The following is a 15,976-nucleotide window of genomic DNA, read 5'->3' as shown; positions in this document are numbered from 1 at the left end:
CCTCACCCTTATGGGGTGAGGGGAATTAGCCCAGATCCGCCATCAGCACTTTTGAACGACGCTGATAGTTGTACATCTCTTTTTTGGTTTCCGGCAGCGAATCAATGTCCACCGGCGTGAAACCCCGCTCCTGGAACCAGTGAATGCTGCGGGTCGTCAGCACAAAGAGTTTGCTCAGCCCCAGCTGGCGCGCCTGTTGGGCGATCCGTTCCAGTAACACTTCACCCCGTGACGAGCTGCGGTAGTCCGGATGCACCGCCACGCAGGCCATTTCACCGATTTTCTCTTCCGGGAAGGGATAGAGCGCCGCACAGGCGATGGTGAGGTTATCGCGCTGAATAATAGTGAACTTGTCGATCTCCATCTCCAGCTGCTCGCGGGAGCGACGTACCAGGATCCCCTGCTGCTCCAGCGGGCGGATGAGCTCCAGAATGCCGCCGATGTCGTTGATGGTGGCGCGACGGATCTGCTCAGCGCTCTCCATCACAATCTGCGTGCCGATCCCGTCGCGGGAGAAGAGCTCCTGCAGCAGGGCGCCATCTTCCTGATAGCTGATCAGGTGGCTGCGACGCACGCCGCTGCGGCAGGCTTTGATTGCCCCCCGCAGGAAACGCACGGTGCCGGAGTAGTAATCGCCCTGTGCCTCAAGCGCCTCGACGCGCGCCTGGGCCTCGTTAGGGAACAGCTCAGAGACGATATTCCCAAGCTCGTTGGTGACCCCCTGGGAGGAGCAGAAGCCGATCATTTTTTCTGCCTTCAGTTTGATCGCCAGCTGGGTGGCAATCTCTTCCGAGGTAAGGTTAAAACTTTCGCCAGTGACAGAGACGGCAACCGGGCCGGTCAGCACAATCGCGCCGCCGTCAAGCTGGCGATGGATCGCCTCTTCATCAATACGACGGATGCGTCCGCTGTGGCAATAATCCACACCGTCATCCACGCCAAGCGGCTGGGCGATAATAAAGTTACCGCTGACCACGTTAATGTGTGCCCCCTGCAGTGGGGTGTTATTAAGGCTCATCGACAGACGCGCGGTAATATCCAGCTGTAGCTGACCGGCTGCCTGCTTAACCAGTTCCAGCGTTTTGGCGTCGGTCACGCGGGTATGCTTGTGATAGAGGGGCTCATGATGGTGCGCGGCCAGATTCGCTTCTATTTGCGGGCGGGCGCCATACACGACCACCAGGCGAATACCAAGGCTATGTAAAAGGCCAATGTCATTGACAATACTGGAGAAATTCTCATGCTCAATGGCTTCGCCACCCAGCATGACGACAAAGGTTTTTCCCCGATGGGCGTTGATATAGGGAACAGAATGACGGAATCCCTGGACCAGTTCGATTCTACGTTCCTTCACCACGGCACAACCCTCAATGAATGTTTATTCGTAATTTTTGTATTTTTATTCGAATTTAACTCTGCACGCAAGCCAAACTTTTCTGCGGAGCAAAGAAAACATTCAGTAAAGTAATCGTTAACGCATGATTGTTTACCCTTTTAGGGATGACAGCTTATGCATCATTCGCTAAAGTTTTCGGTCAATTTGGACGTTATGAGAAGTTATTCGATATCTTTGCTCGGGAGAAGCATGTCGGGATCCAGTAAAGCATTAAGTCGTCGTCGCCTGTTACAAGGGGCTGGGGCAATGTGGTTGCTTAGCGTAAGTCAGGTAGGGCTTGCTGCCGTCAGCCAGGTAGTGGCGGTGCGCGTCTGGCCATCGTCAACCTATACACGCGTGACGGTCGAGTCAAACCGGGTGCTGAAATATAAGCAATTCGCTCTGAGCAACCCGGAACGGGTCGTGGTGGATATCGAAGGTGTCAATCTTAACTCGGTGCTGAAAGGGATGGGCGCCCAGATCCGTGGTGACGATCCCTATATTAAATCGGCCCGGGTCGGGCAGTTTGATCCAAAAACCGTACGCATGGTGTTTGAGCTTAAGCAGAACGTCAAACCGCAGCTGTTTGCCCTGGCGCCGGTGGCCGGTTTTAAAGAGCGTCTGGTGATGGATCTCTATCCGGCGAACGCGACGGACATTCAGGATCCGCTGCTGGCCCTGCTGGAAGATTACAATAAAGGCGATCTTGAAAAGCAGGTTCCCCCTGCGCAAAGCGGCCCGCAGCCGGGCAAAGCCGGGCGCGATCGTCCGATTGTGATCATGCTCGATCCGGGACATGGCGGCGAAGACTCCGGCGCGGTGGGCAAATACCACACGCGGGAAAAAGACGTGGTGCTGCAGATTGCCCGTCGCCTGAAGGCGTTGATCGACCGAGAAGGCAACATGCGCGCCTATATGACGCGTAATGAAGATGTGTTTATTCCGCTGAAAGTGCGGGTGGCGAAAGCGCAAAAACAGCGCGCCGATCTGTTTGTCTCCATTCACGCGGATGCATTTACCAGCCGCCAGCCCAGCGGTTCATCGGTGTTTGCGCTCTCCACCAAAGGCGCCACCAGTACCGCGGCACGCTATCTCGCCGACACGCAAAACGCCTCCGACCTTATCGGGGGGGTAGGGAGGAGCGGCGATCGCTACGTCGATCATACGATGTTCGATATGGTGCAGTCGCTGACCATAACCGACAGCCTGAAATTTGGTAAAGCAGTGCTGGGCAAGCTCGGCCATGTAAATAAGCTGCATAAGAACAGCGTTGAGCAGGCCGGTTTTGCGGTGTTAAAAGCGCCGGACATCCCGTCGATTCTGGTCGAAACCGCGTTTATCAGTAACGTGGCGGAGGAGCGCAAGCTCAAGACGGCTAAGTTTCAGCAGGAGGTGGCGGAGTCGATACTGGCGGGGATTAAGGCTTACTTCTCGGATGGTGCGACGCTCGCAAGACGCGGATAATCATGGATGCCGGGTAGATGCCCGGTAAATTGACAAACTGCAGATACAAAAAAACACCCTTAAGGGTGTTTATTGTTTTAAGAAGTGTTGGTTGCGGGGGCCGGATTTGAACCGACGACCTTCGGGTTATGAGCCCGACGAGCTACCAGGCTGCTCCACCCCGCGTCCGTCTTTCTACTTCGTAGAATTTACTTCTTCAAATTTGATTGGTTGCGGGGGCCGGATTTGAACCGACGACCTTCGGGTTATGAGCCCGACGAGCTACCAGGCTGCTCCACCCCGCGTCCGTCTTTTTGCTTCGTATTTCAAACCACATCTGCGTTGGCTTTCCTCGTTCACCTCAGTCACTTACTGGAGTAAGCTCCTAAGGATTCACTGCGTCGCCGCCTTGCTGTGCTTTGAACTACTTTGCAAAAACGATACTTCATCAAATTTTAATTGGTTGCGGGGGCCGGATTTGAACCGACGACCTTCGGGTTATGAGCCCGACGAGCTACCAGGCTGCTCCACCCCGCGTCCGTGGATGCGCACTATACTCTGCTGACTTTTTGTTGCAACCCTTTTTCGTAAAAATCACCAAATTAGCCGTTGATCTGCCCGCTCTGTCATCGATTTGTCGGTTTTTTGCGCAAAATTTGCGTAAGGGAAGGTAATCGCATTTCAATACCTTTGCCGGTTTGTTATCTTCGATGCGCAAAATGGGGCAACTTGAAGATGGGATATATGAAAGGACGTTGGGCGAAGTATCTGATGACGGGCGCGATGGTAGCAATCCTCGCCGCCTGTACCTCCAAACCGACCGATCGCGGTCAGCAATATAAAGACGGGAAACTGACCCAGCCTTTCTCATTAGTGAACCAGCCGGACGCCGTGGGCGCGCCCATTAATGGCGGCGACTTTGCGGAGCAGGTGAGCCAGATCCGCACCGCATCGCCGCGACTGTATGGCTCGCAAAATGCCGTCTATAACGCCGTGCAGGACTGGCTACGTGCCGGGGGCGATACCCGCACCATGCGCCAGTTTGGTATCGATGCCTGGCAGATGGAAGGCACCGATAACTACGGTAACGTCCAGTTTACCGGCTACTACACCCCGGTGGTGCAGGCGCGTCATACCGCGCAGGGCGAGTTCAAATACCCTATTTACCGCATGCCGCCAAAACGTGGCCGCCTGCCATCCCGCGCCGCAATCTACTCGGGCGCGCTGAGCGACAACTATGTCCTCGCCTACAGCAACTCGCTGATGGATAACTTCATCATGGATGTACAGGGCAGCGGCTACATCGATTTTGGCGACGGCAGCCCGCTTAACTTCTTCAGCTATGCGGGCAAAAATGGCCATGCTTACCGCAGTATCGGTAAGGTGCTGATCGATCGTGGTGAAGTGAAACGCGAAGATATGTCGATGCAGGCGATCCGCGAGTGGGGCGAAAAGCACAGCGAATCTGAAGTGCGTGAGCTGCTGGAGCAGAACCCGTCGTTTGTCTTCTTTAAACCGCAAAACTTTGCGCCGGTGAAAGGGGCCAGCGCGGTGCCGTTGATTGGCCGCGCGTCGGTAGCCTCTGACAAGACCGTAATCCCGCCGGGTACCACGCTGCTGGCCGAAGTCCCGCTGCTGAATAACGAAGGCAAGTTCAGCGGCCAGTACGAGCTGCGTCTGATGGTCGCGCTGGATGTGGGTGGCGCGATTAAAGGCCAACACTTTGATATCTATCAGGGGATTGGCGCCGATGCCGGTCACCGCGCGGGCTGGTATAACCATTATGGACGCGTATGGGTGCTGAAAAGCGCAGCAAGTACGGGCAACGTCTTTAGCGGTTGAGTGTGGTAATATTGGCGCTATGTTTTCCGGGGTGAGGGGCAACTCTCACCCTTTTTACATCTGAGGTCTTATGTCTGTGGTAATGAGCGAAGCCTGGCGCCAGCGTTTTGGTGGCACCGCACGTTTATATGGTGAAAGAGCCCTGCAGCTGTTTGCCGAAGCGCACATCTGCGTGGTCGGCATTGGCGGCGTGGGCTCATGGGCGGCGGAAGCGCTGGCACGAACCGGGATCGGCGCCATTACGCTTATCGACATGGATGATGTCTGCGTCACCAACACCAATCGTCAGATCCACGCCCTGCGCGACAGCGTCGGGCTGGCGAAGTCAGAGGTCATGGCGGAGCGCATTCGCCAGATCAACCCGGAATGCCGCGTCACCGTGATTGATGATTTTGTGACGGCCGACAACGTGGCGCAGTACATGGGGGCCGGTTACAGCTACGTGATTGACGCCATTGACAGCGTGCGCCCGAAGGCCGCGCTGATCGCCTGGTGTCGTCGCAATAAGGTGCCGCTGGTGACCACCGGCGGGGCGGGCGGGCAGATCGACCCGACGCAGATCCAGGTGACGGACCTGGCGAAAACCATACAGGATCCGCTGGCGGCTAAACTGCGCGAGCGCCTGAAAAGCGATTTTGGGGTGGTGAAAAACAGCAAAGGCAAGCTGGGAATCGACTGCGTGTTTTCCACCGAAGCGCTGGTCTACCCGCAGGCTGACGGTTCGGTGTGTGCCATGAAGAGCACCGCGGAAGGGCCAAAACGGATGGACTGTGCATCCGGGTTTGGTGCGGCCACGATGGTGACCGCGAGCTTTGGTTTTATCGCCGTCTCTCATGCGCTGAAAAAGATGATGGCGAAGGCGGAACGTCAGGCCTGACGCGCCGCTTCCAGTACCGCTTCACTTAGCGCAGTAAGCCCCTGGCTGCGCGAGGCGCTAAGCTGACCGCGTAGCCCCAGCGTATCAAACAGCGCCAGCGGGTTTTGCGCCAGGATATGCGCGGCGCTTTTCCCCTCGATGGCCGTCAGCAGCACGGCCAGCAGACCGCGAACGATGCGTCCTTCGCTGTCGCCATAAAAGTGCAGATGATCTCCCACGCGTGTGACCCCAAGCCAGACGCGGTTTTCACAGCCGGGGATCTCTTGCGCCTGCGCTTTAAGCTCATCGGACAGCGCAGGCAGCTGTTTGCCCAGCAGGATCAGCTGGCGATACTTGTCTTCCCACTGGGTCAGCGGGGCGAAGGTCTGTTTTAACGTCTCTTCAGTGATGACGGTGCCGAACGGATGTCCGGCCAGGGTTGGGCTTGTCATTAATCCACCAGTAAGGCAAGGGCGCGATCGACGGCGGCAACCAGCGCGTCGACATCGCTTTGGGTATTATAGGGAGCAAACGAGGCGCGCAGCGTGCCGTTGACGCCCAGTGCCGCCAGCAGCGGCTGGGCGCAGTGCTGACCGGCACGCAGGGCAATGCCGTGCTCCGCCAGCAGTGTCACCATGTCGCTGTGATGTACCCCGGCAAAATCGAACGCCAGCAGGCTCGAATCCTGCACGCGGAAGGAGCGAAAACCGGGGCGTTTTTTCAGCGCCTCTTCCGCCAGCGTCGCCAGCCCGCGGCTCCAGCTCTCTGCCTGCTGCAGATCGATATCCGCCAGCCACTCCAGCGCCGCGCTCAGGCCAATGACGCCCGCGACGTTTGGCGTACCGGCTTCCAGACGATAGGGGACTGGCTGGGTTTTGAAGCCGTCGAAGGTCACTTCGGCGATCATCTTGCCGCCGCCGAGCCACGGGGTCATCTCCTCCAGCAGTTTCGCCTTGCCGTATAGCGCGCCAATCCCGGTCGGCCCGTACAGCTTATGCCCGGAAAAGGCATAGAAGTCGATATCCAGCTGCTGAACATCCGCCGGGAAATGCACGACGCCCTGGGCGCCATCCACCATCACCACCATCCCGCTGGCATGGGCGAGGCTGATGGCGCGGGCGAGATCCGGGCAGCCGCCGGTGACGTTCGACATCTGCCCCAGCGCGAGAATGCGGCTGCGGGGGGTGATAAATTCAGGCAGGCGAGCCACATCCGCCAGGCGGTCGGCGCCCAGCGGTAGCTTCACGACCTTTGCGCCGGTCTGTTCAGCGACCATCAGCCAGGGCACAAGGTTAGCGTGATGCTCCGCCTCGCTGACGATTATCTCATCGCCTGGCTGGAGTCGAGGGCGGGCGTAACACTGCGCCACCATGTTAATGGCTTCGGTTGTGCCCCGCGTCCAGACAATGTTTTTACCGCTTTCGGCATTGAGCAGGCGGGCAACCTGATCGCGCGCCGCTTCATAACGCGCGGTTAAGCGTTGCGCCTCGGCGAACTGGCTGCGATGCACATTGCCTGCGCTCAGGCTATAAAACTGATGGGTGGCCTCGATCACCGCCTGAGGCTTAAGCGCCGTCGCGGCGCTGTCAAGATAGACGCCGGCATCGGCCAGCGCCGGAAACTGCGCGCGAAAATGGGCAGGGCTGAATGCGTTCATGGAATTCCTCTTCGTGATACACAGATCGTCGCGCAAATTCTCCAGCAGGGCAAGGAGGTTGATCTCTATCGGAATTGTCTGTTTATCCTGGCGCAACAGACGAAGCAGGTTATGCTGAAATAGAGTCAGGAGAATGTCTTAGCCTGTTATTAAACACGCTTGAAATAGCATTAATTGCTGAAGGAGAAGAAGATGAAAAAGACGATCGCAATTGCCTCTGCCTGTATGCTTACCTTTGCCCTGAGCGCCTGTTCTGGTAACAACTATGTTATGCACACCAATGATGGCCGCTCAATCGTGTCAGACGGTAAGCCGCAAACCGATAATGATACCGGCATGATCTCGTATAAGGATGCCAACGGGAATCAACAGCAGATCAACCGTGGTGACGTGAGAGAGATGGTTGAGCTGGAGCACTAACGGAATTGCAGACAAAAAAAAGCACCGCAATTGGGCGGTGCTACATTAATCACTATGGACAGACAGGGTAAATGTACAGGAAGTGAAAAATTGGTAGCGTCGCTACCGGGGTCTGAATAGCAGACCAATTGCAAACACAACAACACAACATCACAACCGTAAGCCAAAAGCCCATCAGAACACGCATTCCAAAAAAAGCTTTTCGTTCCGGCTCAGGAAGTGCCGCCACTATAGGTATTTGCTGGTAGTTCCTCAACGGACAATTTATAATGGCTCAGATAAAAAAAACTAATAGGTTAAACGTTGTTTCCTGTTTGTTAAAAGCCGTTAACATCTAAGCCAGATAACCATGTCCAAGCGATTACCACCTCTTAATGCATTACGTGTATTTGATGCTGCTGCGCGTCATCTTAGCTTCACGCGCGCGGCCGATGAGCTTTTTGTCACTCAGGCCGCAGTCAGCCATCAAATCAAGTCCCTTGAGGATTTTCTGGGCCTCAAGCTGTTTCGCCGCCGCAACCGTTCCCTGCTTCTGACGGAAGAGGGGCAGAGCTATTTTCAGGATATCAAAGAGATATTTTCTCAGCTCACTGAGGCTACCCGTAAGTTACAGGCGCGGAGTGCGAAAGGGGCCCTGACGGTCAGTTTGTTGCCCAGTTTTGCCATTCAGTGGCTGGTGCCGAGACTCTCAAGCTTTAACTCAGCTTATCCGGGAATAGACGTTCGAATCCAGGCGGTCGACCGTCAGGAGGACAAGCTGGCAGACGATGTCGACGTAGCAATTTTTTATGGCCGGGGTAACTGGCCAGGCCTGCGCGTCGAAAAATTGTACGCAGAATATTTGCTGCCGGTCTGCTCGCCACTACTCTTAACAGGCGAAAAAGCGTTAAAAACGCCGGACAATCTGGCGCAACACACGCTTTTGCATGATGCTTCTCGCCGCGACTGGCAAACTTATACCCGCCAGCTCGGTCTTAACCATATAAATGTGCAGCAGGGCCCCATCTTCAGCCACAGTGCGATGGTGTTACAGGCTGCCATCCACGGACAGGGCGTGGCGTTGGCAAACAACGTTATGGCGCAGTCCGAAATTGAGGCAGGCCGTCTGGTTTGCCCCTTTAATGATGTTCTGGTCAGCAAGAACGCATTTTATCTGGTTTGTCATGACAGTCAGGCAGAACTGGGTAAAATAGCCGCGTTTCGCCAGTGGATTCTGGCAAAGGCGGCCAACGAGCAAGAAAAATTCCGCTTTCGGTACGAGTAACACTTTCTTTTGCGCGCGGGACGCGCATAACTTCAGGACAGAAACATGACCAGCCGTTTTATGCTGATTTTTGCCGCGGTAAGTGGCTTTATTTTTGTTGCGCTGGGCGCCTTTGGCGCACATGTATTACGCAAATCCCTGGGTGTGGTGGAGATGGGCTGGATCCACACCGGTCTGGAATATCAGGCGTTTCATACCCTGGCAATCTTCGGATTAGCCGTGGCGATGCAGCGTCGCATCAGTATCTGGTTTTACTGGAGCAGCGTATTTATGGCGCTGGGTACCGTGCTGTTCAGCGGTAGCCTCTACTGCCTTGCGCTGTCGCATTTACGCCTGTGGGCGTTTGTTACCCCGGTGGGCGGCGTCAGCTTCCTGGTCGGGTGGGTATTAATGTTAATCGGTTCGTTCCGTCTGAAACGCAAGGGCGTTGTTCATGAATAAAGTTGTCTTATATTGTCGCCCGGGCTTTGAAAAAGAGTGTGCCGCGGAAATTACTGATAAAGCCGCGAAACGCGAAGTCTTTGGTTTTGCTCGTGTTAAAGAAAATGCGGGCTATGTTGTTTTCGAATGTTATCAGCCAGAAGATGCGGACAAGCTGGTTCGCGAACTGCCTTTCAGCTCGCTGATTTTTGCCCGTCAGATGTTTGTGGCCGGCGAGCTGCTGCAGGATCTGCCGCCAGAGGATCGTATTACGCCTGTCGCCGGTATGCTGCAGGGCGTAGTGGAGAAGGGCGGTGAGCTGCGCGTTGAGGTGGCGGACACCAACGAAAGCAAAGAGCTGATGAAGTTCTGCCGTAAATTCACCGTGCCGCTGCGCGCCGCGCTGCGTGACTGTGGCGTGCTGACAAACTATGAGACGCCAAAGCGTCCGGTAGTGCATGTCTTCTTTATTGCCCCGGGCTGTTGCTATGCCGGGTACTCGTATACCACCAATAACTCGCCGTTTTATATGGGCATCCCGCGTCTGAAGTTCCCATCCGATGCGCCGAGCCGCTCCACCCTTAAGCTGGAAGAGGCGTTCCATGTCTTTATTCCGGCTGACGAGTGGGACGAGCGCCTGGCAAACGGCATGTATGCGGTGGATCTGGGCGCCTGTCCGGGAGGCTGGACCTATCAGCTGGTAAAACGCAACATGTGGGTCTACTCCATTGATAATGGTCCGATTGCGCAAAGCCTGATGGACACCGGCCAGGTAACATGGCTGCGCGAAGATGGTTTCCGCTACCGGCCAAACCGCAGTAACATCTCGTGGCTGGTGTGCGATATGGTAGAAAAACCGGCGAAGGTGGCCGCGCTGATGGCGACATGGCTGGTTAACGGCTGGTGCCGCGAGGCGATTTTCAACCTCAAGCTACCGATGAAAAAGCGCTACGAAGAAGTGTCCCAGAACCTGGCATACATTCAGGCCCAGCTTGCGGAACATGGCATCAATGCGGAAATCCAGGCGCGTCAGCTGTATCACGACCGTGAAGAAGTGACCGTACACGTGCGCCGCTGGTGGGCAGCCGTTGGTGGCCGTCGCGACGAACGATAATGTGTATAACGCCCGGTGGCGCTGCGCTTACCGGGCCTACAACCTAGCACTCTAACCTTAGCTGCTGCAAATTCCCGTCTAACTGTAAATCCGTCTGCAATCGCGCTACATCCCGGCAGATAAAGGCCATCTCTTTATGGGCCTCCAGTTTTTTACGCCACTTCTCTGGCACCTCGTCCAGATGTGCGTATATCCCCTCAAGATCCTGAAAATCTGTCAGCAGCTGGGCTGCGCTTTTTGGACCAATGCCCGCCACACCCGGTACCTTTGAGCTGCTTATCCCTGCCAGCCCCCAGTAATCCGGCAATTGCTGGGGGGATACGCCAAACTCGCCGGCGATAAAGGGCGCGTCGAGCCAGCGTTTCTGGAAATAGTCTCGGATGCGAATGGTGGGTGAAAGCAACTGACAATAGCCTTTGTCCGTCGACACAATGGTGGCCTGATGGCCGGCGCTGGCCACTTTGACGGCCAGGGTGGCAGCGAGATCGTCGGCTTCGTTACCCTGTGCGCCCCAGCAGGGCACGCCGCGCTGCTCAAAGGCGGAGCGGATGGCGGGCATTTCGGCATGCAGATCGTCCGGCATGGGGGCGCGACCGGCTTTGTAATCCGGCAGGCGCTGATGACGCCAGCCGCTGTTACGCGCTTCATCGTCAAAGACGGCGACCACATGGCTTGGCTGGCTGTGGCGAATAAGCTGCTCCAGGGCATGCAGGCAGGTATCCTTGCAGGGTGTGCCCTGTACCGCGTGGATGCGGCGGATAAGGTTCAGCGCGTCGACAATAAGCAAATGCACGGCCACAGATTTTCTCCCTTTTGTTCAGCCAGATAAGGGTAACACTGTCGGCGGAGGGAAACTACGAATGGCGGGGCGTTCGGGAAGATGCCTCGCAAAACGAGGCATCTTTTTGGCTTAGTCGCAGGTGACGATCTTCATCGCCAGGCCACCGCGGGAGGTTTCGCGGTATTTGGCGTTCATGTCTTTCCCGGTCTCGTACATGGTTTCGATCACTTTATCGAGGCAGACGCGCGGTTCGCTGGTACGGCGCAGCGCCATACGTGCGGCGTTGACCGCCTTCACGGAAGCAATCGCATTACGCTCGATGCACGGCACCTGCACCTGACCGGCAACCGGATCGCAGGTCAAACCGAGGTTATGCTCCATGCCGATCTCTGCCGCAATACAGACCTGCGCCGGGCTGGCGCCCAGCAGCTCTGCCAGACCCGCTGCCGCCATAGAACAGGCTACGCCCACTTCACCCTGACAGCCTACCTCTGCGCCTGAGATCGAGGCATTCATCTTATACAGCGAGCCAATAGCGCTGGTCACCAGCAGATAGCGGGCCAGTGAGTTAGCGTTCACTTCACGAATGAATTTATCGTAGTAGGCCAGCACCGCCGGAACGATACCGCAGGCACCGTTGGTCGGCGCGGTGACCACGCGACCCCCCGCGGCATTCTCTTCGTTTACCGCCAGCGCAAACATATTGATCCAGTCAACGACCGCCATCGGATCGCTGGTGGTTTTGTCGCTGCTCACCAGCATACGACGCAGCGCCGCAGCACGACGCGGGACGCGCAGTTTACCCGGCAGAACTCCCTCGGTGGTGATGCCGCGTTCAATACCGCCGCGCATCACCTCCCAGACGTTAGCAAAATGCTGTTCCAGGGCCGCTTTGCTGTGCAGCGCCAGCTCGTTTTGCATCATCAGGCCTGAGAGGGAGAGACCGCTCTCCTGGCAATGACGCTGAAGATCGGCAGCCGTTTTATACGGGTAAGGTACCGCGACAGGCGCGCTGTCTGGCTGGCCAAAATGATCTTCATCGACGATAAAACCGCCGCCGATAGAGTAATAAGTTTGGCTGTAAATGGCCTTGTCGCCTGCCAGCGCGGTGATCCGCATGCCGTTTTCGTGCAGCGACAGGTTGTCGGCATGGAAATTCATGCAGCGATCAACCGGGAATTCAACTTCATGTTCACCGTTGGCCAGCAGCAGTCGGCCATGGGTATTTACGTCCTGAATAAAGGCCGGGATGGCGTCAATATCGACGCTATCCGGCAGGTTGCCCGCCAGGCCCATAATGATGGCGATATCGGTATGGTGGCCTTTGCCGGTCAGCGACAGGGAGCCGTAAACGTCCACTACCACGCGGGTGGTGTCATGCAGCATTCCGCGCGCAATAAGATCGTCCGTGAACTGTTTACCCGCTTTCATTGGCCCGACGGTGTGCGAGCTGGAAGGACCAATACCAATTTTAAAAATATCGAAAACGCTAATCATGATGCGTCCGTTGATTTACGTCAGAGGAGTAGAGTGCGCCATCCGAAGATGGCGCGGGAGGCATTACGCGAACAGCGAGAAGAAGATAGCGGAGATAGCAATCAGACCCATAATCACAACGAAGACGTTGCTGATCTGGCCACTGTATTTACGCATCGCTGGCACTTTCTGAATCGCGTACATCGGCATCAGGAACAGGATCATCGCGATAACCGGACCGCCCAAAGTTTCGATCATTCCCAGGATGCTCGGGTTCAGGGTAGCGACCGCCCAGGTGGTCAGCAGCATGAACAGCGCAGTGATCTTGTTCAGCTTGTTGATTTCGATGCTCTTACCTTTGCCACGCAGGGATTTAATCACCATGCCGTTAAAGCCTTCACGTGCGCCCAGGTAGTGGCCGAGGAAGGATTTGGTAATAGCGATAATCGCGATGATTGGCGCCATCCAGGCAATAACTGGCGCGTTAAAGTGGTTCGCCAGATAGGAGAGGATCGAAATGTTCTGCTCTTTTGCTGCCGCCAGATCCGCCGGGGAAAGGCTCAGTACGCAGCTGAAGACGAAGAACATCACGGTCAGCACCATCATCACGTGAGCGCGAGCCAGGATGCTGGAGCATTTTTTCTCGGCGTCCTGACCGTACTCTTCACGTTTCGCTACAGCGAAGGAGGAGATGATCGGCGAGTGGTTGAAGGAGAAGACCATCACCGGAATGGCCAGCCACAGAGTCATCCACAGGCCATTACCGGTGGCAGACGCGCTGCTCAGAGAAAGCGTTTCCAGCGCCGCGCCGTTCCACTGTGGGATCAGGTAGCAGGCCAGCACCATCAGAGCGATAACGAACGGGAACACCAGCACGCTCATCGCCTTCACAATCATCTGCTCACCGAAGCGCACAATAGTCATCATGCCGACGATCAGGATCAGCGACAGAATAGCGCGCGGTGGCGGCGTCATGCCCAACTGGTGGGTCATAAAGCTCTCAACGGTGTTGGTGATCGCCACGCTATACACCAGCAGAATTGGGTAAATCGCAAAGAAGTAGAGCAGGGTAATCAGCTTACCTGCGCCAGTGCCGAAATGCTCTTCAACCACTTCAGTGATGTCTTCGCCCGGGTTTTTACCCGACAGCACAAAACGGGTCAGGCCGCGGTGTGCAAAGTAGGTCATCGGGAACGCAATGATTGCCATGATAATCAGCGGAATTAAGCCGCCAACACCCGCGTTAATAGGCAGGAAGAGAACACCAGCGCCGATTGCTGTGCCGTACAGGCCAAGCATCCACATGGTATCAGTTTTACGCCATCCGCTTCGGGTTTCAATCGAAGCAACGGTGCTGGTTTGAGTGGTTTCCATCTGTGTCTCCAGGAAGTAGCTAATGTCAGGTTTCTGGTCAAATTTGATGCAAAAAGGGCTAATCGTAATATGAAATTCGCTCGGTGACGGTTTTTATATAATTTTTCTCCGTAACTATCGGCGGGCGGAAAGATACATTTTAGTAATGGATCTATCAGTGATCCCGATCTCAAATGCAATAATCTACTTTTGAGATGGATATCTTTAGACCATTTATCTGCTAATAAAACATCACAACGAATTTCCGGGCGCGAAGGCTACCATTAACGATATGCAGCGTGATAGATAGCCCGGTAATATAGGTGTCATACGCTGTAAAAGTGATTTTTTAGAGGATTTTTTCGCGATTAATGTCGGTTGAGGCTAATAAATCACGCTTTAAAAACAGACGTAATCGTTTGCTTTTCGTTGCGAAATCGCAGAAATATAAATGACAGTTATATCTGAAGCGATATCATCTTGCTGAAGGCAATAAAAAAGCCGGGCGGCTGAGGCCATTCCCGGCTGGATTAGCATGATAAGGCGCCCGGCACGCTGCCGGACGCGGATGTTACGCGCAAATCTCGTAACAAGGGATGTAGGCACTACCGGGGAGTTTCATACGGTGCTGAGCGACAAAGCCCTGCAGCAGATCGTCCATGCGGCGCATCATTTCAGGGTCGCCATGAATTTTATAGGGGCCAAACTCTTCGATGGCCTGGATACCCACCTCTTTCACGTTACCGGCCACGATGCCCGAGAAGGCGCGACGCAGATCGGCGGCCAGGGTTTCAACTGGCTGATCGGGATAGAGCTTCAGGTTAGCCATATTTTCGTGCGACGGTTCAAACGGGATCTGAAGATCCGGCGAAATACGGATCGACCAGTTAAAGCTGTAGGCATCCCCCGTATCGCGGCGATTCTCTTTCACCAGCGGCATGGCCTTTTTCATCAGGCGCGCCACTTCTGCGGCATCGTCAATGATAATGCGATAGTGACGACGCGCCGTTTCGCCCAGCGTATGCACGATGAACTCATCCAGCACACGGAAGTAGTCAGCGCTCTCTTTCGGACCGGTCAGTATCAGCGGCAGCACCTGATCCTGGTTGGCCGGATGCATCAGAATGCCCAGCAGATAGAGCAGCTCTTCTGCCGTACCCACGCCGCCCGGGAAGATGATAATCCCGTGGGCGATGCGGACAAATGCCTCCAGACGTTTCTCGATGTCCGGCATGATGATCAGTTCGTTAACCAGGGGGTTTGGCGGTTCAGCGGCGATGATCGACGGCTCGGTCATGCCAATGAAGCGACCCTCTTTGTAGCGCTGCTGGGCATGTCCCACCGCCGCACCTTTCATCGGCGCTTCCATCGCGCCCGGGCCACAGCCTGTGCAGATGTTCAGCTCGCGCAGTCCCAGCTGGGTACCTACGCGACGGGCATAGAGGTATTCGGTTTCGTTGATGGAGTGACCACCCCAGCACACCACCATGCTAGGGGCTTCGCCCACGTGCAGGGCGCGGGCGTTACGCAGAATAGAGAACACCAGGTTGGTGATATGGACCGAGCTTTCCAGGTTCAGGTGCTGGAAACGCCCGGCATTACTGATCTGGCCGTTTACGAACAGGATATCGCGCAGGACCGCAAACAGGTTGGCCTGCAGCGCGCGGATGATGCGCCCGTCAACAAAGGCCTCTTCTGGCGGGTTGATCAGTTCCAGCTTCACGCCACGTTCGCGGCGCAGAACGTTAATATCAAAGCTTTCAAAGCGGGACAGCAGCTCTTTGCTGTTGTCGGTAAGGCTACCGGAGTTCAGAACGGCAAGTGAACAGTTGCGAAACAATTGATAAAGATCGCTGCTGGCCGTGCTCTTGAGCATGTCCACTTCCAGCTGCGACAACATATCCATTGAGCCAAGCGGGCTAATATGTGTAATCAAGTGAGCTCCTTACGGGACGTTTATCGTCTTTCCCTGTTG

The 15,976-nt window shown here is 55.6% G+C and carries 14 protein-coding genes and 3 tRNA genes; 7 read left to right on the top strand and 10 right to left on the bottom strand.

The features are described from left to right. Positions 1–25: 25 nt before the first annotated feature. Positions 26–1,357 carry an amino-acid N-acetyltransferase gene (gene argA, locus MXM41_RS15135; protein ID WP_325932812.1) on the bottom strand — a complete coding sequence of 444 codons (1,332 nt, stop codon included), beginning with the start codon at positions 1,355–1,357 and terminating at the stop codon, positions 26–28. Positions 1,358–1,585: 228 nt separating this feature from the next. On the opposite strand from argA, the gene amiC reads away from it, so the two are divergent. Next, positions 1,586–2,839: an N-acetylmuramoyl-L-alanine amidase AmiC gene (gene amiC, locus MXM41_RS15130; protein ID WP_325932810.1), complete on the top strand. Its 1,254-nt coding sequence runs from the start codon at positions 1,586–1,588 to the stop codon at positions 2,837–2,839. Positions 2,840–2,927: 88 nt separating this feature from the next. On the opposite strand, the gene MXM41_RS15125 is transcribed toward amiC, so the two are convergent. The 3 genes from MXM41_RS15125 to MXM41_RS15115 all read right to left on the bottom strand — a co-directional run bounded on the left by MXM41_RS15125 (position 2,928) and on the right by MXM41_RS15115 (position 3,355). Further along, positions 2,928–3,004: transfer RNA gene (locus MXM41_RS15125), tRNA-Met, on the bottom strand. Positions 3,005–3,046: 42 nt separating this feature from the next. Beyond that, positions 3,047–3,123, bottom strand: a tRNA-Met gene (locus tag MXM41_RS15120). 155 nt (positions 3,124–3,278) lie between these two features. Continuing rightward, positions 3,279–3,355, bottom strand: a tRNA-Met gene (locus tag MXM41_RS15115). Between the two features lie 207 nt (positions 3,356–3,562). On the opposite strand from MXM41_RS15115, the gene mltA reads away from it, so the two are divergent. Both mltA and tcdA read left to right on the top strand, forming a co-directional pair. Then, positions 3,563–4,660 (top strand): murein transglycosylase A, encoded by a 1,098-nt coding sequence (mltA, locus tag MXM41_RS15110; RefSeq protein WP_325932809.1) that lies wholly within the window; start codon positions 3,563–3,565, stop codon positions 4,658–4,660. A gap of 70 nt (positions 4,661–4,730) precedes the next feature. After that, the gene (gene tcdA, locus MXM41_RS15105) at positions 4,731–5,537 is read left to right on the top strand and encodes a tRNA cyclic N6-threonylcarbamoyladenosine(37) synthase TcdA (protein WP_325932808.1); all 807 of its coding nucleotides are present in this window, start codon (positions 4,731–4,733) and stop codon (positions 5,535–5,537) included. Here tcdA and csdE read toward each other — a convergent pair. Together csdE and csdA are read right to left on the bottom strand one after the other, a co-directional pair. Next, on the bottom strand, positions 5,528–5,968 hold the full coding sequence (gene csdE, locus MXM41_RS15100; RefSeq protein WP_325932807.1) for a cysteine desulfurase sulfur acceptor subunit CsdE: 441 nt from the start codon (positions 5,966–5,968) through the stop codon (positions 5,528–5,530). The genes tcdA and csdE overlap by 10 nt on opposite strands. Then, positions 5,968–7,173 carry a cysteine desulfurase CsdA gene (gene csdA, locus MXM41_RS15095; RefSeq protein WP_325932806.1) on the bottom strand — a complete coding sequence of 402 codons (1,206 nt, stop codon included), beginning with the start codon at positions 7,171–7,173 and terminating at the stop codon, positions 5,968–5,970. The genes csdE and csdA overlap by 1 nt, the downstream gene beginning before the upstream one ends. A gap of 192 nt (positions 7,174–7,365) precedes the next feature. Between csdA and MXM41_RS15090 the strand changes: the two genes are divergently transcribed. The 4 genes from MXM41_RS15090 to rlmM all read left to right on the top strand — a co-directional run bounded on the left by MXM41_RS15090 (position 7,366) and on the right by rlmM (position 10,391). Then, complete coding sequence (locus tag MXM41_RS15090) at positions 7,366–7,593, top strand: YgdI/YgdR family lipoprotein (protein WP_325932805.1); 228 nt, start codon at positions 7,366–7,368, stop codon at positions 7,591–7,593. Positions 7,594–7,942: 349 nt separating this feature from the next. Continuing rightward, the gene (gene gcvA / locus MXM41_RS15085) at positions 7,943–8,857 is read left to right on the top strand and encodes a glycine cleavage system transcriptional regulator GcvA (RefSeq protein ID WP_325932804.1); all 915 of its coding nucleotides are present in this window, start codon (positions 7,943–7,945) and stop codon (positions 8,855–8,857) included. Positions 8,858–8,902: 45 nt separating this feature from the next. Then, entirely contained in the window at positions 8,903–9,298 is a 396-nt protein-coding gene (locus MXM41_RS15080; protein WP_039029918.1) for a DUF423 domain-containing protein, read from the top strand. Beyond that, a complete protein-coding gene (rlmM, locus tag MXM41_RS15075) occupies positions 9,291–10,391 on the top strand; it encodes a 23S rRNA (cytidine(2498)-2'-O)-methyltransferase RlmM (protein WP_325932802.1) in 1,101 nt (366 codons plus the stop codon). The genes MXM41_RS15080 and rlmM overlap by 8 nt, the downstream gene beginning before the upstream one ends. 43 nt (positions 10,392–10,434) lie before the next feature. On the opposite strand, the gene xni is transcribed toward rlmM, so the two are convergent. From xni to ppnN, 4 genes are all read right to left on the bottom strand, one after another. Next, the gene (xni, locus tag MXM41_RS15070; RefSeq protein WP_325932801.1) at positions 10,435–11,190 is read right to left on the bottom strand and encodes a flap endonuclease Xni; all 756 of its coding nucleotides are present in this window, start codon (positions 11,188–11,190) and stop codon (positions 10,435–10,437) included. 111 nt (positions 11,191–11,301) lie between these two features. Continuing rightward, a complete protein-coding gene (locus MXM41_RS15065; RefSeq protein WP_325932800.1) occupies positions 11,302–12,669 on the bottom strand; it encodes an L-serine ammonia-lyase in 1,368 nt (455 codons plus the stop codon). 63 nt (positions 12,670–12,732) lie between these two features. Beyond that, positions 12,733–14,022: an HAAAP family serine/threonine permease gene (locus tag MXM41_RS15060; RefSeq protein WP_325932798.1), complete on the bottom strand. Its 1,290-nt coding sequence runs from the start codon at positions 14,020–14,022 to the stop codon at positions 12,733–12,735. A 550-nt stretch (positions 14,023–14,572) separates the two neighbouring features. Beyond that, positions 14,573–15,937 carry a nucleotide 5'-monophosphate nucleosidase PpnN gene (ppnN, locus tag MXM41_RS15055; RefSeq protein ID WP_325932797.1) on the bottom strand — a complete coding sequence of 455 codons (1,365 nt, stop codon included), beginning with the start codon at positions 15,935–15,937 and terminating at the stop codon, positions 14,573–14,575. Positions 15,938–15,976 lie beyond the last annotated feature (39 nt).

The sequence above is a fragment of the Leclercia adecarboxylata genome (assembly GCF_035787115.1).
Classification (GTDB): domain Bacteria; phylum Pseudomonadota; class Gammaproteobacteria; order Enterobacterales; family Enterobacteriaceae; genus Enterobacter; species Enterobacter adecarboxylatus_E.
This window is presented reverse-complemented; position numbering and strand designations above follow the sequence as displayed.